The 18,739-nt window shown below is 40.1% G+C and carries 20 protein-coding genes; 13 read left to right on the top strand and 7 right to left on the bottom strand.

Features of this window, described 5'->3' with window-relative positions:
- The first annotated feature begins 30 nt into the window (after positions 1 to 30).
- From ACSLUF_RS04845 to ACSLUF_RS04825, 5 genes are all read left to right on the top strand, one after another.
- Positions 31 to 1,035: a D-alanine--D-alanine ligase gene (locus tag ACSLUF_RS04845; RefSeq protein ID WP_435625005.1), complete on the top strand. Its 1,005-nt coding sequence runs from the start codon at positions 31 to 33 to the stop codon at positions 1,033 to 1,035.
- A gap of 29 nt (positions 1,036 to 1,064) precedes the next feature.
- A complete protein-coding gene (coaD, locus tag ACSLUF_RS04840; protein ID WP_435625004.1) occupies positions 1,065 to 1,523 on the top strand; it encodes a pantetheine-phosphate adenylyltransferase in 459 nt (152 codons plus the stop codon).
- 191 nt (positions 1,524 to 1,714) lie between these two features.
- Positions 1,715 to 3,559: a PAS domain-containing protein gene (locus ACSLUF_RS04835; RefSeq protein WP_435625003.1), complete on the top strand. Its 1,845-nt coding sequence runs from the start codon at positions 1,715 to 1,717 to the stop codon at positions 3,557 to 3,559.
- Complete coding sequence (locus ACSLUF_RS04830; RefSeq protein WP_435625002.1) at positions 3,543 to 3,956, top strand: response regulator; 414 nt, start codon at positions 3,543 to 3,545, stop codon at positions 3,954 to 3,956. The genes ACSLUF_RS04835 and ACSLUF_RS04830 overlap by 17 nt, the downstream gene beginning before the upstream one ends.
- 93 nt (positions 3,957 to 4,049) lie before the next feature.
- Positions 4,050 to 5,804, top strand: a complete 1,755-nt coding sequence (locus ACSLUF_RS04825; RefSeq protein WP_435625001.1) for a M14 family metallopeptidase — start codon at positions 4,050 to 4,052, stop codon at positions 5,802 to 5,804.
- Position 5,805: 1 nt separating this feature from the next.
- Here the strand turns inward: ACSLUF_RS04825 and ACSLUF_RS04820 are convergent, their stop codons facing one another.
- Positions 5,806 to 6,396 carry an NUDIX hydrolase gene (locus tag ACSLUF_RS04820; protein ID WP_435625000.1) on the bottom strand — a complete coding sequence of 197 codons (591 nt, stop codon included), beginning with the start codon at positions 6,394 to 6,396 and terminating at the stop codon, positions 5,806 to 5,808.
- 7 nt (positions 6,397 to 6,403) lie between these two features.
- Between ACSLUF_RS04820 and pyrE the strand changes: the two genes are divergently transcribed.
- Together pyrE and ACSLUF_RS04810 are read left to right on the top strand one after the other, a co-directional pair.
- Positions 6,404 to 7,045: an orotate phosphoribosyltransferase gene (gene pyrE / locus ACSLUF_RS04815; RefSeq protein WP_435624999.1), complete on the top strand. Its 642-nt coding sequence runs from the start codon at positions 6,404 to 6,406 to the stop codon at positions 7,043 to 7,045.
- 5 nt (positions 7,046 to 7,050) lie between these two features.
- Complete coding sequence (locus ACSLUF_RS04810; protein WP_435625807.1) at positions 7,051 to 7,446, top strand: SRPBCC family protein; 396 nt, start codon at positions 7,051 to 7,053, stop codon at positions 7,444 to 7,446.
- Here ACSLUF_RS04810 and ACSLUF_RS04805 read toward each other — a convergent pair.
- Positions 7,443 to 8,186 carry a biotin--[acetyl-CoA-carboxylase] ligase gene (locus ACSLUF_RS04805; RefSeq protein WP_435624998.1) on the bottom strand — a complete coding sequence of 248 codons (744 nt, stop codon included), beginning with the start codon at positions 8,184 to 8,186 and terminating at the stop codon, positions 7,443 to 7,445. The genes ACSLUF_RS04810 and ACSLUF_RS04805 overlap by 4 nt on opposite strands.
- Before the next feature lie 81 nt (positions 8,187 to 8,267).
- Here ACSLUF_RS04805 and rsfS point away from each other — a divergent pair, with 81 nt between their 5' ends.
- Genes rsfS through ACSLUF_RS04775 form a run of 6 tightly spaced genes read left to right on the top strand, consistent with a single transcriptional unit; the run spans position 8,268 to position 13,001 of the window.
- On the top strand, positions 8,268 to 8,645 hold the full coding sequence (rsfS, locus tag ACSLUF_RS04800) for a ribosome silencing factor (protein ID WP_106147839.1): 378 nt from the start codon (positions 8,268 to 8,270) through the stop codon (positions 8,643 to 8,645).
- 3 nt (positions 8,646 to 8,648) lie between these two features.
- Positions 8,649 to 10,589, top strand: coding sequence for an ATP-dependent zinc metalloprotease FtsH (gene ftsH, locus ACSLUF_RS04795; protein WP_435624997.1), 1,941 nt, complete (start codon positions 8,649 to 8,651; stop codon positions 10,587 to 10,589).
- Positions 10,590 to 10,644: 55 nt separating this feature from the next.
- Entirely contained in the window at positions 10,645 to 11,253 is a 609-nt protein-coding gene (locus tag ACSLUF_RS04790; RefSeq protein WP_435624996.1) for an LUD domain-containing protein, read from the top strand.
- A gap of 6 nt (positions 11,254 to 11,259) precedes the next feature.
- On the top strand, positions 11,260 to 12,063 hold the full coding sequence (locus ACSLUF_RS04785) for a phosphatidate cytidylyltransferase (protein WP_435624995.1): 804 nt from the start codon (positions 11,260 to 11,262) through the stop codon (positions 12,061 to 12,063).
- The gene (locus ACSLUF_RS04780; protein WP_435624994.1) at positions 12,053 to 12,718 is read left to right on the top strand and encodes a phosphatidylserine decarboxylase family protein; all 666 of its coding nucleotides are present in this window, start codon (positions 12,053 to 12,055) and stop codon (positions 12,716 to 12,718) included. The genes ACSLUF_RS04785 and ACSLUF_RS04780 overlap by 11 nt, the downstream gene beginning before the upstream one ends.
- Entirely contained in the window at positions 12,711 to 13,001 is a 291-nt protein-coding gene (locus ACSLUF_RS04775) for an acyl-CoA-binding protein (protein WP_435624993.1), read from the top strand. The genes ACSLUF_RS04780 and ACSLUF_RS04775 overlap by 8 nt, the downstream gene beginning before the upstream one ends.
- A 20-nt stretch (positions 13,002 to 13,021) precedes the next feature.
- Here ACSLUF_RS04775 and ACSLUF_RS04770 read toward each other — a convergent pair whose 3' ends face one another.
- The 5 genes from ACSLUF_RS04770 to ACSLUF_RS04750 form a co-directional block, all read right to left on the bottom strand.
- Entirely contained in the window at positions 13,022 to 14,290 is a 1,269-nt protein-coding gene (locus tag ACSLUF_RS04770; RefSeq protein WP_435624992.1) for a sterol desaturase family protein, read from the bottom strand.
- Positions 14,291 to 14,381: 91 nt separating this feature from the next.
- Positions 14,382 to 15,266, bottom strand: a complete 885-nt coding sequence (locus ACSLUF_RS04765) for a dienelactone hydrolase family protein (protein ID WP_435624991.1) — start codon at positions 15,264 to 15,266, stop codon at positions 14,382 to 14,384.
- A gap of 122 nt (positions 15,267 to 15,388) precedes the next feature.
- On the bottom strand, positions 15,389 to 16,234 hold the full coding sequence (locus tag ACSLUF_RS04760) for a sugar phosphate nucleotidyltransferase (protein WP_435624990.1): 846 nt from the start codon (positions 16,232 to 16,234) through the stop codon (positions 15,389 to 15,391).
- Positions 16,235 to 17,290 carry a mevalonate kinase family protein gene (locus tag ACSLUF_RS04755; protein WP_435624989.1) on the bottom strand — a complete coding sequence of 352 codons (1,056 nt, stop codon included), beginning with the start codon at positions 17,288 to 17,290 and terminating at the stop codon, positions 16,235 to 16,237.
- Between the two features lie 16 nt (positions 17,291 to 17,306).
- Positions 17,307 to 18,704, bottom strand: coding sequence for a Gfo/Idh/MocA family protein (locus ACSLUF_RS04750; protein ID WP_435624988.1), 1,398 nt, complete (start codon positions 18,702 to 18,704; stop codon positions 17,307 to 17,309).
- Between the last annotated feature and the right edge of the window lie 35 nt (positions 18,705 to 18,739).

Below are 18,739 nucleotides of genomic sequence, written 5' to 3'. Positions count from 1 at the left end.
TACTTTGAGCCAGCCATATTCGATGACCGGATGAAAAAGAACATTGCCATTGTCATGGGAGGATATTCCAGCGAGCACGATATTTCCATAAAAAGCGCAGAAGTAGTCTATTCCCACTTGGACAGGGAAAAATTCAACCTCTATCGAATTCATATCTCCCGTCAAAACCCAGAAAATTTGACTCTCCAGAAAGAAAAATGGGTGTATCTGAATGAGCATAACGAAGAATTTCCTGTGGACAAATCGGATTTTAGTATCACCATAACGGGCAAAAAAGTGGTTTTTGATTGTGTCTTCAATGCCATTCATGGCACTCCTGGAGAAGACGGTCTTTTACAAGCCTACTTTGAGCTGTTGGGTATTCCTCAAACCTCTTGTGACTATTATCAGGCGGCCTTAACCTTTAACAAACGTGATTTGTTGAGCACATTAAAACCATTTAGGGTTCAGTGTGCTAATTCATATTACATCAATGCCGGAGAAACTATCAATGAAGATTTGATTGTAGAAAAGGTTGGATTGCCTTGTTTCGTAAAAGCGAATCGAGCTGGAAGTAGTTATGGTATTTCCAAGGTTTATGAAAAAGACAAACTGAAAGAGGCCATTGCTGAATCTTTTACAGAGGATAATCAAGTACTCATCGAGTCTTTTTTAGATGGAACAGAGGTTTCGGTGGGCGTAATTACCTATAAGGGTGAAGTAACTGTTTTACCAATTACCGAAATTGTTTCTGAAAATGACTTTTTTGATTATGCTGCTAAATATGAAGGAAAGTCTCAAGAAATCACACCGGCCAGAATAACTAAAGAACAGGAACAAAAAGTGTCCATCTTGGCAAAGTATATATATGAAACTCTCGGTTTAAAAGGGTATTCGCGTAGCGAGTTCATTTTTGTAGACGACGAACCTTATTTGTTGGAAGTAAATACCACCCCAGGACTTACAGAGGAAAGTATATTACCACAACAGGCGGGAGTAGCGGGAATCAGCCTTTCTGAATTATTTGAAAGTGCCATAGAAGAAGCTTTACGTTAGAATACCTATTTTTAAATAAACTTTCCCATATGAGACGTGCCATTTTCCCAGGTTCATTTGACCCACTTACGCTAGGACATTTTGATATTATTTCCAGGGGAATAACATTATTTGATGAACTGATTATTGCTATCGGAATTAACGCCGACAAAAAATACATGTTCACCTTAGAGGAAAGAACCCATTTTATCCAAGAAGCTTTTAAGGATGAGCCGAAAATCAAAGTGCTTACCTATCGAGGGCTAACCGTTGATTTCTGTAAGGAAGTAGAGGCCAATTTTATTCTACGTGGCCTTCGGAATCCAGCAGATTTCGAATTCGAAAAAGCTATCGCTCACACCAACCGGAAATTATCGGAGATTGAAACGGTCTTTCTATTAACCTCTTCTGGAAAATCATACATAAGCTCCTCAATAGTTAGGGATGTCATACGAAACGGTGGGGATTACACCGGATTGGTACCGAATACAGTTAAGGTAAAATCATAGGAAACCTCTGATTTCATTCTTAACCCTTTTTTGTATTTCATCGATACTTAAGAGTCAAAAATCTCCATAACCTTACAGATAATCGATAAAACAACAGCTTTTCTATCATTCACAACATAAAAGGTTGATATGGGAGCAATACTATTACTTTAGTAAGAAATTTCTTTAATCCCAATCTTAGTCTTACTATCTTGAAATCAACTCAAACCGACCTTAATCGACCTATTTTACAGCAATTACCTTTGGCCACAGCATTAATTGACCTTGATTTTAATCTAATAGAAGCCTCCCATACTTGGTATCAGTTTTTCAAATCAAATTCAGAACTTACCAATAACCAAAACATATTTTCTTTCTTCGAAGGGCATGAGGGGTGTACCCCAGAACTTCTGGAGCAGTATTTAATAGGTAATGATATCCGAACCATTCGACATAGAGTCCTAAATGAAACGAGTACCACATGGTTGGAAAGTACGTTTGCCCCATGGTTTGATGGGAACAAAACCATTCAAGGCACCATAATCCAGACTATTGATATTGGAAGGGAAATCCAAAAAGATATTGAGCTGGAGCAGTCCCGAGAGCTTTTCCAAGCTACTACAGAAGTTTCAAAGATAGGTAGTTGGGAGTATACCATTGAGACAGAAAAACTGTCTTGGTGCCCAATGACCAAGAAAATTCATGAGGTACCGGAAAACTACGAGCCCAGCGTTGCCCAAGCCATAGACTTTTACAAACAAGGATATAGTAGGAACAAAATATCCATGCTTTTCCATAAAGTATTACAGGAAGGAACTTCCTTTAATGAGCGCTTGCAAATAATAACCCAAAAAGGTGAAGAACGTTGGGTCGCCGCTGGAGGAAAAGCCATAAAGAAAGATGGGAGGGTCATAAAAATATTTGGCACATTCCAAGACATTCATCAACAAGTTGTTGCCGAAAAACGTACTAAGGAAAGTGAACGTTTGTTGACTACCTTAATTGACAATTTGCCTATCAATGTTTTTATCAAAGACAAAGATTCACGTAAAATATTGGTCAACAAAGCTGAGTGTTCTTATTTGGATGCCAGTCCAGAAGAGTTGATTGGCAAAACGGACTTTGATCTCTACGATGAAAAAGTTGCAAAAACATCCCGTGACGAAGACCTGGAAGTGATGCGCACCCAGAATTCAATGTTGGGCGAAGAGACCATAAACGTCAGAAAAGATGGAAGCATTACTCATTTTCTTACTTCAAAAATCCCCTTACTTGATGTAGATGGAAAAGCCTATGGCCTTATTGGCATGAGCATGGATATTACCAATCTCAAGCAAAAGGAGGAGCAGCTAAGAAATCTTATAAACGTAACTGCGATTCAGAATAAGAAGCTCATAAATTTTGCACATATCGTATCCCATAATTTACGATCGCACAGTGCCAACTTTTCCATGCTTTTGGACTTTTTGATCAAAGAGAAAGTACCTAGCGAAAAGGAAAGGATTCTTAATATGTTATCCTCCGCTTCAGATAATTTATTGGATACCCTGGAAAACCTCAATGAAGTGGTTGATATCAGCACGAACGTGAACCTGGACAAAAAATCCCTTAGTTTGAACGAGGGAATTGAACGGGTACAACAAAATCTTTCCGCATTTCTAGAAAAGAACCAGGTTGAAATCTTCAATACGGTAGATAAAAGCCTAAAGGTGATGAGTGTACCTGCTTATTTGGAAAGTATCATCCTGAATTTGTTAACCAATGCCGTAAAATATAGTAACCCTTCACGATCTCCTAAAATTACTTTGGAAGCTTCAAAAACGGAGAAGGGTGTTACTTTTTTGGTCAAGGATAATGGTCTAGGAATAGATTTAGACCGCTATGGTGACAAAATTTTCGGAATGTATAAGACCTTTCACAACAACAAGGATGCAAGAGGTTTGGGGCTTTACATCATAAAAAATCAAATTGAGGCTATGGATGGCTATATCCAGGTCGAAAGTTCGGTAGGCAAAGGAAGCGTTTTCAAAGTGTTCTTTAATGAAGAAGATGAATAGTATTTTTATAATTGATGACGATCCTATCACGGTATTTGGTATTAAAAAAATGCTCAAGGATACCGTTGATTGTGAAGCCATCAGCACATTTCACAATGGGAAAATGGCCATTGAATACTTAAAGGAGGGTATTCCAAATAACCTTCCTATTCCAGAGGTCATTTTTTTGGATATCAATATGCCCATTATGGACGGCTGGGAATTTCTCGAGGAGTTTCTAAAGTTGCCCATACAAAAAAGGATTATTATCAATGTCATTACCTCTTCCATCGATCCTTCGGATTACGAAAAGTGGAATCATTTTAGATTGAACTCCTATCACTATCTAAACTTCAAAAACAAACCTATCTTTAAGATAGAAACCACGGATTTGACCAGAATACATCTGGCGTCATAATTCATAATAATCGTCTATTTTTGAGGTTTAAGGGAAGATACGTTTTCCCGCTTAGTAAATTGTTATAATTTGAGGTCTTACTTTTTATTCTTAGTGCCCTTCCTGTTCTTCTCTTCTTGCAAACAACCTCCAGAAGATAAGGTAGAAATCTATAAAACGGTTTTTGAATCCACCAAAGGTGAGGAAACCGCTACCTATGAAGAAACCATTGCTTTTTACATTCGATTGGCCAAAGAATTTCCTGAAATCAATATCCAAACCATAGGTGAAACTGATAGCGGTCTTCCCCTGCATATGGTCACCTTCAACCCAGATGGGGATTTTAATTTGGAAAATGTCCGCAAAGAAAAGGCAATCATACTTATCAATAATGGAATACATCCTGGCGAAAGTGATGGAATAGATGCGACAATGCTCCTGTATAGGGATTTAGCGGTTGAAAAACTCGAAGCTCCAAAAAATACAGTTTTGGTCACCATACCTATTTACAATATTGGGGGCGCATTGAATAGAAACTCAACAACCCGGGTAAATCAAAACGGTCCGAGGGAATATGGTTTTCGTGGCAATGCCCTGAATTATGATTTAAACAGGGATTTCATTAAAATGGACACCAAAAATACCGGGACTTTTACTCGTATTTTCCATTTGGTAAAACCTGACGTCTTTATCGATAACCATGTAAGCAATGGGGCAGATTATCAATATACACTTACGCATTTGTTTACCCAACATAACAAATTAGGAGGTGAACTAGGAGAATATCTCCAACAAAATTTCATGCCTAAGATTGAAAAAGGGCTTGCCGATAGTCAATGGGATATAACCCCCTACGTAAACGTCTTCAACAGACCTCCAGAGCTGGGTTTCAATCAGTTTATAGACCATCCAAGATATTCTACAGGATACGCCTCCCTTTGGAATGTCCTTGGATTCATGGTAGAGACCCATATGCTTAAACCCTATGACAAAAGAGTAGAGGGTACGTATGAGATTATGAAGACCACTATCAACACAGTTGAAGAAGAGTTTGAGAAAATTAAGAAATTGCGGAAAGAAAGTTTCGAAAAAAACTTAGCGCTGAATGAATACTATTTCAACTGGCAGGTGGACACAACCCAAACCTCCATCTTAAACTTTAAAGGATATGAGGCCAGCTTAGTTGAAAGTGAGGTAACGGGTCTACCAAGATTACTATTTGATAGGAACCAGCCCTTTGAAAAGGAGGTCCAGTATAGGAACCACTACTTTCCAAAAGACACGGTTTCTATTCCTGAGGCCTATATTGTTGGAAAGGGACAACAAAAGGTATTAGAGCGATTGGATTTAAATAATATCCACTATTTTCCTTTAGAGGCGGATACACTTTTGCAGGTTGAAACGTACCGAATTCGTGATTATGACACTAGGGAAAGACCTTATGAAGGACACTATTTACATTTCAACACCCAAGTGGAAAAGAGCTTTCAAAAAATTCAATTTAGCCAAGGTGATGTAATAGTACCTACCCGTCAGGAGGGATTACGTTATATTATGGAAACCTTGGAGCCCCAAGGTGTGGATTCCTTTTTTAATTGGAACTTTTTTGACACAGTGCTTCAGCAAAAAGAAGGTTTCTCGCCCTACGTATTTGAGGATTTGGCTTTGAAGATTCTTCAAAAAGATTCGGTTTTACGAAATACCTTTTTGCTAAAGAAAGAAACAGAGCCAGATTTTGCAGAAAATTGGTATGCACAATTGGATTGGGTTTTTCAGCGTTCCCCCTACTTGGAATCAGCATTCATGAGGTATCCTATATTCAGAATTTCCAAAAACAGTGCAGCCGCCAAATTGGTGCAAAAGGAGTAGGTCAGTCCTCCTCAAACAATACCCGAATATTGAAGTAAGACTTCTCCAAGGCTTTTTTTGACTTCTTGGGTCCCTTCCATTTTACCTTCATAATCCCTTCTTCCCTTTGTGCTTTTAGCGTTCCTTTAAATGGGGTGGACATCGCAAACCAATGAACCACCTTCAAGGCATATTCCCCATTTCTCCTAAAAATATGGTAGGTGGTGCGCATAAACCGCTCAATCGTAAGGTCCGTAACACCTGTTTCTTCTTCCACCTCCCGAATGGCAGCACGTTCAATAGATTCTCCTTTATCCACTTTACCTTTAGGTAAATCCCACTTTTCATTACGATAGATGAATAAAACTTTTCCCTTGGAATTCGTAACAAAACCCCCGGCAGCCACTACCACCGGTAATTTATGTTTAAAGACTTCCATTAACTTGGATTCATCAGGATGGAAGAGGTAGGCCACATCCCTTTTCTTTTTTGCCAACAAATCAATAGCCTCAAGTACCGCTTCACTCTCCATGGAAAAAAGGCTTCCATTCGCATTTTTTGGCGGTTTGTTTGTTAAAATCAGTGGGGACTCATTAACAAAAACTTTATACATTTGCGCAATGGTTTTAGACAAGGATGTTGCGAAAAAAACAGCCGAGCTGTTGCTACAAATTAATGCAATTAAGTTGAATCCTGAAAATCCCTTCACATGGGCCTCTGGCTGGAAATCACCTATTTACTGTGATAATCGTATCATGCTTTCCTTTCCCGAGGTAAGACGATTTGTTGCAAAACAAATAGCAAATCAGGTGGAGGAATTATACGGTAAACCTGATGTAATCGCTGGTGTTGCCACTGGAGCAATAGGTGTTGGACTTTTGGTAGCTGAGGCGTTGGACTTGCCGTTTGTGTATGTACGCCCTGAACCTAAATCCCATGGCAGACAAAATCAGATTGAAGGACAAATTGAAAAGGGACAAACTGTGGTGGTTATCGAAGACTTAATAAGCACGGGAAAAAGTAGCCTGAATGCGGTAAAAGCCCTTAAAAGCAAAGAAGTTATTCTCAAAGGAATGGTTGCCATTTTCACTTATGGTTTTGATGTAGCATCGTCCAATTTTGATGCGGAAAATGTTAACCTTCATACCTTGTCCGATTACGATCATCTGATTCAGCAGGCTTCTGAAACTGACTACATCAAACAATCACAATTACAAACCTTGTTGCAGTGGAAATCAAATCCACAGCAATGGAAATCCTAGACCCTATGCACTTAGAAAGCCCGAAACGAACCGTAGCTAAAAGTCAAAAAGAAATATTTGAGTTTCTAAGCGATATCAAGAATTTCGAAAAATTGATGCCAGAGAACATTGATAAATTTGAAGTATTGGATGAAATTACTTTTAGATTTGCTTTAAGAGGAATGCCTGAAATCGTGCTGAGAAAACAAGGAGAAACCCCAAATTCAGAAGTAATCTTGGGGGCAGCCAGTAGTAAGCTAAACTTTACACTAACAGCCCTAATTGATGAGGTGACCGATGCAGAAAGTGAAGTAATCCTTAGTTTTGAGGGTAAGTTCAATGCCATGATGGCCATGATGATTAAGGGTCCCATTACCAATTTCATAGAAGCTTTGTCATCCAATATGACAACTGCAATTTAGAATTGCAGAGAAACTTCTTTTAGGGAATAGGCTACCAAAGCTGCATCGTCTTGTTCAATTAATAGCTGGCCAGTTGATGAAACTCCGCGAATAATTCCAGGAAATAGTTCCCCATCTTCTTTTTTAAAAGTCGAGACGATGTCCTTTCTAAACAATAGGGCCTCATACTGTTTTTGTGCACTTGGAAATGAATGATTTTCCATGCTTCCCAAAAAGGATTTCATCTTTTCAATAATACGATGCAACACATAATCCAAATCAAAAGTGCGACCTGAAACAAGGTATAAAGAGGAGGCTTTTGTAAGATTTCCGAAGGAATCCTGATTTACATTCAGCCCTACACCAATCACAGATGTTTTAACAAAACTGCCATTTAAGGTGTTCTCTATCAAAATACCGCAAATCTTTTTTGAACCTGACATAATGTCGTTAGGCCATTTAACCTTTACGTTTGGAATATTCAGATCCGTTAGTACCGTATGCAACACTAGGGAAACAGCCATATTAATTTCGAATTGTCGATCAGCATCAAGGGTTTCGAAACACTTCAAAACACTAAAAGTCAAGTTTTTACCTGCTTCAGACTCCCAAACAGTTCCCATTTGCCCCCTTCCCTTGAGCTGGTTTGCAGTGACAACCACAGTGTAGTCTTTCAGGGAAGTAGAGGACAACAAATTCTTTAAATAAAGATTGGTTGAGTCCGTGGCATCAAGTTTGATTATTTGTGTTAGTTCTCCCAAAGTGGTGCGTCCAAGGATATGTTAAATTCTAGGACTAAGAAAACAAAAAAAACATAACTTTGTAGAAACTAAAATTTTTGAATGCAGAAAACGAAAGCGAGCGCAGATGAACTGATTGCCTTAATACTACATGGGATAGAAGAAGTTAAAGGAGTTGATATTAATCTATTAGATCTTAGGGAAATTGAAAACACAGTTTGCGACTACTTTATTATCTGCAATGGTACTTCCAATACGCATGTAAACGCCATCGTTTCATCCATCCAAAAAACCGTGAGCAAAGCCATTCAGGACAAGCCCTGGCATGTAGAGGGTTCTGATAACGCGGAGTGGGTTTTAATGGACTATGTGAACGTGGTCGTACATGTATTTCAAAAACATATTAGGGAATTCTACGATATTGAAGGACTTTGGGGAGATGCCAAAGTCACCATGGTGGAGAGCAGCTATAATTCGTAAAAAATGGCAAAAGAAAATAATCCCAATACCCCAAAAAAGCCACGTTTTAGCTCGTGGTGGATATATGGTGTGGTAATCGCATTGATCATAGGCTTCCAATTTTTTGGCGGAAGCTCATTTTCAAGTACAGAAAAGACAACTACTTCTGAATTACAGGAGTACCTCAGAAATGGGGATATCTCAGAAATTCTTATTATCACCAACACCAGACAGGCCAAAGTTTTTTTGACCGAGGAGGCATTGCAAAAGGATGTCCATCGTAACGTAGCGGACAGGCCTTTCAATTTCTCGGCCGGTAAAATGCCACAATATGTTTTGGATTATGGGGATCTTCAGAATTTCGAAGATGAGATAAAGAGCATCAAAAAGGAAAACAATCTAGACACCATTGTGGATTTTGATACAGAATCCAATGTGCTGGGCGAACTTTTGCTCTCACTGCTTCCTTTCGCACTTATAATAGGTATATGGATTTATCTTATGCGCAGAATGTCCGGAGGTGCTGGAGGAGGTGCTGGTGGTCAGATTTTCAATATTGGAAAATCCAAAGCAAAGCTTTTTGACGAAAAGACCGATACCCGAACATCTTTTAAAGATGTGGCTGGCTTGGAAGGAGCAAAGGAGGAAGTTCAAGAAATTGTGGAATTCCTAAAAAATCCGGATAAATATACTTCTCTAGGGGGCAAAATTCCGAAAGGGGCTTTATTGGTTGGCCCTCCGGGAACAGGAAAAACACTTTTGGCCAAGGCGGTAGCAGGTGAAGCCAAAGTTCCTTTCTTTTCGCTTTCAGGTTCCGATTTCGTGGAAATGTTTGTAGGAGTAGGTGCTTCAAGAGTACGTGACTTGTTCAAGCAAGCGAAAGACAAGGCACCGGCTATCATTTTTATTGATGAAATTGACGCCATCGGTCGTGCAAGAGGTAAAAACAATTTTACAGGTTCCAACGACGAGCGCGAGAATACCCTCAACCAGTTATTAACTGAAATGGATGGTTTTGGGACAAATACCAACGTTATTGTTTTGGCGGCAACCAACCGCGCAGATGTATTGGATAAAGCCTTAATGCGTGCTGGTCGTTTTGATAGACAGATTTATGTGGATCTTCCGGATTTAAGGGAGCGAAAGGAAATCTTCGAGGTGCACCTTCGTCCCATCAAAACTGCGGAAACCCTCGATTTGGACTTTTTGGCCAAACAAACACCAGGATTCTCCGGAGCTGATATTGCCAATGTATGTAACGAAGCGGCTCTTATTGCCGCCAGAAAGGAGAAAAAAGCGGTCACTAAACAAGATTTCTTGGATGCCGTTGACCGAATCATTGGTGGTTTGGAGAAGAAAAATAAAATCATCACCCCAGAAGAAAAGAAAACCATTGCTTTCCATGAGGCCGGGCACGCCACCGTAAGCTGGATGCTTGAGCACGCCGCGCCACTTGTAAAAGTGACCATTGTTCCTAGAGGACAGTCGCTTGGTGCAGCTTGGTATCTTCCAGAGGAAAGACTCATTGTTCGTCCTGAGCAGATGTTGGATGAAATGTGTGCTACTATGGGGGGGAGAGCTGCAGAAAAAGTAATCTTCAATAAGATTTCGACAGGTGCTTTAAGCGATTTGGAAAAAGTGACCAAACAGGCTAGGGCCATGGTAACGATTTATGGATTGAACGAGGAGCTGGGGAATGTGACTTATTATGACTCATCTGGCCAAAATGAATATGGATTTAGTAAGCCATACAGTGAGGAAACAGCCCAAAAAATTGATGAGGAAATTTCGAAAATCATTGAGGAACAATACCAACGTGCCATCGCCTTGTTAAAAAAGAATAAGGATAAATTAACCGAACTGGCCGATCGTTTGTTGGACAAAGAAGTCATTTTCAAAGACGATTTGGAAAAGATTTTCGGAAAACGGCCGTTTGAAAAAGAGGAGCTGGAGACTGCGGAGTAGTTATTTGGCATTTTGCAGGAGAGAAAAAAGGTAAACAAGTAACCTTAAAAAATACGTGGGAGTATTTGACAAGCTTTTTGGTGGAGGCAAAAAGGTTTCTAAGGAGACTTTGGAAACCCGAGGGGCCCATATGCCAGATTTGAAGATTCCCGTAGATGAAAAGTTTACTATCTATTTTAAAAAAAATGGTGGAAAATTCATCTACTGCGAGGATGATGCCGAAGTGTCTGAAGCCCTTCAGAACATCATTTCAGAAAATGATTGGCAAAATCACCTTTTTTACATCATGGATGACCGTCTTGAAAGCCGTTTTGCACAAGACAACCTCCAATTCTCTAAAGAACGTAACGAAAGTGAGATTTTCTTTACTACTTGCGAACATTTAATTGCTCATAACGGTTCTATTTTGGTATGCTCCAATCAAATCAAGGAGAAAAAGTTATCCGAGCTTCCTTCCAATCTAATTGTTTATGCGACTACAAGCCAATTGACGGATTCCATAAGTGAGGCACTCAAGATTATAAAGGAAAAATACCGGAAGAATATTCCCAACAATATCACTACCCTAAAGCACTTTGAACCCACACCAGAAAATAAAAATGATTTCCTATCGTACGGAAGTGCCTCAAAAAATGTATATCTTTTGCTTTTAGAAGATTACTAACACAGCATGAATGAAATACTCAGAAGGGCCTTAACTGGGGCTATTTACGTAGTGTTGTTGCTTGGCTCCGTTTTTTTAAGCTCCGATGCGTTTGATTTCCTTTTCATGGTATTTGGCCTTGCCTGTTTGTACGAATTCAAAAGAATCGTGCGCTTAAAGGGATATCATATTTTTATTGCCTATCTAGCCATTTGGTGGGTTTTCATACATCTAACACAACATGAGTTGCCCATTAGCCTACTGCTAGCATCTACGCTAGTAATAAATTCTGCTTTGCTAGCCTTTCTTTTTACCAAGAAAAAAATTCGGTTTTCCAAGGTACAGAAGTTTATCGTTGCTGTATTATACATAGGTGGTGGATGTATTTTTTTGACCATGATTCCTTATAAGGAAAATGGATTCGCCAAATTTTTGATTATGGGAATCTTCATGTTGATATGGGTCAATGACACTTTCGCTTATCTGGTAGGCAAGTCAATTGGGAGGACTAAATTATTTCCATCAGTTTCTCCAAAAAAAACAGTTGAAGGTTCGCTAGGAGGTCTTATTTTTGCATGCGTAGCAGCATATATTATGGCTGGATATGAAACCAGCCTAACCCTATTTCAATGGATACTCTTAGCGATAGTTTTGGTACTAGCGGGTAATCTAGGTGACTTATTGGAATCCAAGTTTAAGCGCTTGGCCAAGGTTAAGGACAGTGGAGCCATTTTACCAGGTCACGGAGGAATGTGGGATCGTTTGGACAGTCTTATATTTGCCGCTCCTTTTGCATACTTGACACTAAACATTTTTTCCTATGTTTCATAGAGAAGGCCAGAAAATAATTATCGTTACTTTTTTTTTAGCAGTTGCAGCAGTCTTATTGTCCCAATTTTTTGTAGAAATCGAGTGGTTGCGATTTGGAATTCAATTAGCAGCTCTAATTTTTCTGATTCTTGTTTTACAGTTCTTCAGAAACCCAAAAAGACCCGTTACTCCGGATTTTGATGAGATTTTGGCCCCTGTGGATGGTAAAGTTGTGGCCATTGAGGAAGTTTATGAACCAGAATATTTCAAGGAGAACCGAAGACAGGTTTCCATTTTCATGTCCCCTCTAAATGTGCATGTAACCCGTTATGCCGCCAGTGGAACCATTACGTATTCCAAATATCACCCGGGAAAATACTTAGTGGCATGGCATCCAAAATCCAGCACAGAAAATGAACGGACCACAGTAATCATGCACACTCCTAAATTTGGAGAGATTGGTTATCGACAAATCGCCGGTGCCGTAGCACGCAGAATCGTTAATTATGCTGAAGAGGGGGAACAAGTGACACAAGGTCAAGATGCCGGATTTATCAAATTTGGATCTCGAGTCGATTTGCTATTACCGCTAGATTGTGACATTGCAGTGGTAATCAACCAGAAAGTAGTAGGTGCTAAAACCTGTATTGCGGCTTTTAGAAAGAAAGATGACTGATGAGAGCTTACATAAGGAATTCCTTGAGGCCGTAGCCTATTTGAATGCCTACACCAGACCTCTACCAGCCGATACTTTGCTAAAACTATATGCCTATTATAAAATAGCCAATAAAAACTTCAACCATCCGGGAAGTAAAACTCCTCTTATCAATGCATTTAAAGCCAATGCTCTCATTCAAGCCCAAAGCGTCAGTGTTGAAGAAGCCATGACCCATTATGTCAAATTGGTTGATGAATTACGTGAACAGGAATTGAAAGATAATAGAAAGGAAAAGAAATAGTCCCTTTTTTTTGGTGGGAGCTAAAGTTTCACTCCATCGATAGCCACATCTTTCTCTTGAAAACTAAAGTATATTCCCCCAAAGATGGTTACCGTAAAATACAACGCCATGATATACGAACCAAAACCCAAATAGGCATTCAATCCAAACCAATCTCCGGTTAAAAGAATCAGTACGAGTCCTGCAATACCCCGAAAAACCTCAATCCAAACGGCATAAGAAGTCCGGTCCATAAGGGTTGTATACCCATAAATACCCACAAAAACATAAGCTCCAAACCATAAGAGGCCATTGAATCCAATGTTCGAATAATTGTAGAACATGAACATCATTAAAGTGGTTGTGGCCAATAACTGGAAAATGGCATACCCTTTTAAGGCGAGAGAAGCTTCGGTTCTATATTTTTTGAAGTTATACACATCTTGAATTATAGCAACCGGATATTTTTCTTTGACATCATTGGGTCTCCAGCCTGTGGGCATAAACCATATTCGAAACTTATCCCGATAACTGTTTGTCCTCCAAGCATCTTGTATCAATCTCCATATATGTTGAAAGTTTATATGAATAGGATTCCACGTATTTGCTGGCTTTAAAACCCCATATTGTGGAGGAACATCATCAAGTTCTTCCTGAAAGGTACCAAACATTCTATCCCAAAAACTAAAAATCTGACCCAAATTTTTATCGATGTACTCAGGATTTATGGCATGATGCACACGATGTTGTGATGGAGTAATGATGATATATTCCAACCAACCCATTTTACCGATATGTTGTGTATGATACCAAAACTGGGCAAAGAGATGAATGGGTGCCAAAATGGCTATTACTTTATGGGGAACACCCAAAAGTGCCGCAGGGATGAGCAAAAGGGGAAAATACCCCAATAAGTTGGATATGGACTGACGTAACGCACAAGCTAAGTTAAACTCTTCACTGCTGTGGTGAATAACATGTTGGTTCCAGAAGAAATTAATTCTATGACTTAATCTGTGATTCCAATACCCAGCAAAATCCAGGGCCAAAAAAGCAACGGTCCAAACCAGCCAGGTTTCCTTTATTTCCACCAAAGCCAAATGCTCCAGCAAAAAGGGATAGGTCACTATAATTACCCCTAAACCAAGTGAATCTTTTACAATATTGGTAAGACCGGAGCTTAAGCTGCTCACGGTATCCATGACATTATGCATTTGCCTTTTTATAAAATGGCCATAAAGAATCTCGACAACAACCAATCCGACAAAAAAGGGAATGGCATATAATAATGCTGTGGCGTAGGTTTCCATAACACTAAATATATGAAATTGACTCAACTATCACATCGACAATTGAAGGCTAAGGTAAATGAATCGACGTATGGTCGTTAGGAAGGCCTATCTAATGAAGCTTTTCCTTAAAGAAATTCATGGTACGCTTCCAGGCCAGTTCGGCGGCAGGTTTGTCATACCTAGGCGTACTGGTATTGTGAAATCCATGATTCACATCTGGATACATATAGGCAACATAGTCCTTTTTATAGCGCTTCAAGTCCTCTTCATAATCAGGCCAACCTTCATTCACTCGAGTGTCCAAGCCTGCGTACTGTAGCATAAGAGGAGCTTTAATCTTATCAATATTCGTTTGAGGCTGTCTCCCGTAGAAAGGCACGGCAGCCGCCAATTCCGGAAGTTGAACAGCCATCATATTTGAAATCCAACCACCAAAACAAAAACCGACTACACCCACTTTGCCATTGCACAAATCATCATTTTTTAAGTAATCGTAAGCAGCAATAAAGTCTTCCAACATTTCCTGTCTATCGCGCTTGCGCTGCATCGTTCTGCCTTCATCATCATTACCTGGATATCCACCCAAGGGGGACAGGGCATCTGGAGCCAAGGTAATGAACCCTTCTAGGGCAGCTCTTCGGGCAGTATCCTCAATATAAGGATTCAACCCCCTGTTTTCATGCACAACTACGATACCTCCCAACTTGCCTTTCGCATCTTTTGGCATTGAAAGCAGTCCATTTATTGAACCTCCTCCTTTTGGGGATTCGTAGGTAATGTAATCTGATTTTAACTCGGGGTCCTTGGGGTCTACCAATAAGGTATCCCTGTAATTTGGCATCAAAAAACTCATCAATGAGGGCAAAGTGATTCCCCCTACTGCGTACAAGGAGAGTTTTTCTATAAACTCCCGTCGTTGCAGTTTATTATGGGCGTACGCATCGTATAAATCAAATACTTCCTGTTTAATGTCCTCTTTCTTGAGTTTTTTCATGATATATCGTGTTTGGAAATTGTGATTAGCTAGACTTTGAAGTCACCTAAAGATAACACAACTTTTTCAAGGAAAAACCCAATGAAAATCAGGAAAATGACTGTTACGTTTTGGATGCTCTGTTATCCAGTTCTGAAACGACCAATATCCTCAGCCTTGGTCAAATCGGGAATATGTTCCGAACGTGGATAACAAAGAACACTTTGAGGGTTTTCAGAAACAAGGTTGCGAACAGCCTCGGGAAGTTCTTTTTCATTTCGGACAGGATGTATAGGGCAATTTTTCAGATAAGGATAAAAGGCTTCGCCATAAAAACTAAAAATGTTCATGCTCACGCGAAGCTCACCTGAGGCATCGCGATACTCGTCTAATTTAGAGATATCTGGCTTTTCGATAATTCCTCTTAAAAATCCTTCAGGAGAAATATCCATCAAGGCAAACTTGGCCAAGCGTTCCTCTGAAAATTGTAATCCTGAGCTTCCGTAGCTAATCAAAGCATTGGGCACATCTCGCTTTTTTCTCAAATCGTCCAGAGCGCCTACGGAGTATAAATTATCCCCATTGCATACTGTAAAATAGGTCTGTTTCAACTCGGGGTATTGATTTAGGCATTGCTCCAAGGCATCTGCTGTTCCCAAGGGCTTTTCTCGACCCTCGGGGATATGCTGAATGGCAAAATGAACTGAAACTCCCTGATACTTGTTGTTTTTTGATTCGTATCCCACTAAGTCTTTAAATCCCTCATTTTCTTTGGAAGTAATCAGATAGACCTGTTTATAGTTAGCATCTACCGCATTTTTAATCAGATAATAAAGCAATGGTTGGCCAGACTCACCAAGGGGAATAAGGCTCTTGTGTAATTTTTGGGCAGCATTTTTGGTTTTATCATCCAAATCCGTATGCTCCAAACTCTTCTTCATACGTGATGAAGCGCCACCGACCAGTATAACCAAGCTTTCGTTATTCATCTATAAGGATATTAGGTTTACTTCATAGGCATCTTTCGCTCCTTGACTCAAAAAAGCCTCAATAACCGTTTCCTTGTTTTCTTCGCTGGTCAATGCCACCATGCTTCCACCTCCTCCAGAACCAACGATTTTAGTCCCAAAAGCACCAGCTTTTCTAGCTGCATCCATCATACCTATCATGGCTTCCGGTGTATTCTGAATTTGATTTTGAAGTATCATTTGATGTGCATTCATTAAATCCCCCAAATACTCCGGATTAGGTTCTGCTTTCAAAAGTTCAGTTTTCGCTTTCTTGGTAATTTGATAATTGTGCACGGCGGCATACCAATGTTCCAAAAATGCTGAAGGAACAAGGTGCTTATATTTTTCATAGTCATTAGCTTGGGCATTTTCCATTTTAAAATCGGAATACTGCTCTTTTATCGATTTTATAGCGTTCTGCCCATATACCCTTCCGTTTTTAAGCACCTCCAAGGTTTTTTTGGGCAAGCCTGATTCTGCCACCACCAAAGTTCCCAAACCCCTATTCAGCTTTGTGCTTTCTCCAGTTTGCGTATCAATAAAAATGAGTCCCCCCTGCGCAATGGAATATTGGTCCATCAACCCTCCGGGCTGATTGAAATAAAGTACTTCAGCCTCATAGGCCCAGTGTCCTACTTGCTTATTAGTCCAGCCCAATGGGAATTCTTGACTTGTTAATAAAAATCGAATCCATGCTACCGTTAAGGCTGATGAACTAGATAATCCAGCATTCACAGGAATATTGCCTTGGATTTCAAGCGTGTATCCTTCTTTTAGTTGCAGTTCATGCTTTTTGAGAATGGCAATAGCCGAAAGAAAATAATCGCCTTCCGTTACATTTTCCAGCGAATCATGTAAATCAATCGAACGCTGGGTTCCAATGTCCTTAAGGTGTATTTCGAAGTGATTTGCGTTATTTGGGACTGCAGATATATTTATATATCGGTCAATAGCGCCTGCAATGACAGGTAGTCCCAAATAATCTTGATGATCACCATAAAAACAGATGCGGGCGGGTACGGCGATGTTTATCATGGTTTATGATAAAAAATCAAGAAATAATTTTCAAAGGACTTGTATTTCTCCATTCCCCACGGGTAAAATCTGGAAAATGTTGAGGTGCTCCTCCGCTGGCTACTGAACGTTCACTCAATGGGGCCACTGCACTCCAAAAACAGCCTTCGTACACATTTTGGTCCAGAGGGATTCCATTTTGTAAACATTCTACAATACGATAGACCATAATACCATCCATCCCACCGTGTCCACTGTCTTTGGTGGTATCGTTCAAGCGTTTGTATAGAGGATGATCATATTTTTCATAGATGCTCTTCAGTTGATCTCCTTCCACCCAAGTATGGTGGTCCTCGGTCAATCCCTCTACACCGCCTTCAAGGGCAACCCGAGGTGGAAAATCAGCCAAAGCTCCCTTGCTTCCTTGGATTAAATTCAGCCTACTATATGGCCTGGGGCTTGTTTCGTCCCATTGTACCATGATGGTTCTTCCCAAACTTGTCTTTATGATGGAAGTGTTTAAATCCCCTCCTTTATACTCCAGTTTATTCCATTTGTGGTCCTGCGGATAGTTTTTTTCAGCATACGATTTTCGTCCTATGGATGGTGTGGAGAATGATACTATACTCCCAAAATTGTCTTCCGTCCTAGCTAAGTTCATGTATTGCGCGACTGGTCCTAACCCATGCGTTGGGTATAGATTCCCATTTCTTCGTGCGTAATGATGGGTGCGCCATGAGCCAGTTCCCCGCTCCTGCTCTTCCATTTGCCAGCGCAACTCATGAATATAGGCAGCCTCTCCATGCAGAATCTCGCCGATTACCCCTTGTCGACACATATTCAAAAACATGAGTTCTTCACGACCGTAGTTGACGTTTTCCAGCATCATGCAATGCTTTTGGGTACGTTCGGAAGTGTCCACAATGTCCCACATTTCATTTAGGGTAACTGCTATCGGAACTTCAACCAAGGCATGCGCTCCCTGTTCCATAGATTCTATGGCCATCGGTGCATGATTCGACCAATTGGTGGCTATAAAGACCACATCTGGACGAACTTCTTCCAACATCAACTTCCATTTGTCTTTATCCCCGGAGTATTGAGCCACCTTATTTGCTGCACTTTTTCCTGCAACGTCCTCTACCCAAGCGGTTTTTTCTTTTACCAAATCCTCATACACATCGCAAATGGCAGCAACTTCGGTTCCCGGTAAGGATGCAAAAAACTTGACATGCGTGCCCCCCCTTGCTCCTACTCCAATAAATGCAGCCCTAACTTTTTCCAACTTTGGGGCGGCAAAACCTCCCATATAGCTAGATTGCATAGGTTTACTTTCTGAGGCTCTTAGATATTCAGGAAGAATGGACCAAGCGCCAATGGCTGCCGAAGAGAGTGTCGTTTTTTTTACAAAACTTCTTCTATTTATTTTTTTCATTGGGTAGGTGGTTATTTGATTTTCAGGAAAATGTC

Source organism: Flagellimonas sp. (assembly GCF_965601775.1).
In the GTDB taxonomy this organism is placed as follows: domain Bacteria; phylum Bacteroidota; class Bacteroidia; order Flavobacteriales; family Flavobacteriaceae; genus Flagellimonas.
This window is presented reverse-complemented; position numbering and strand designations above follow the sequence as displayed.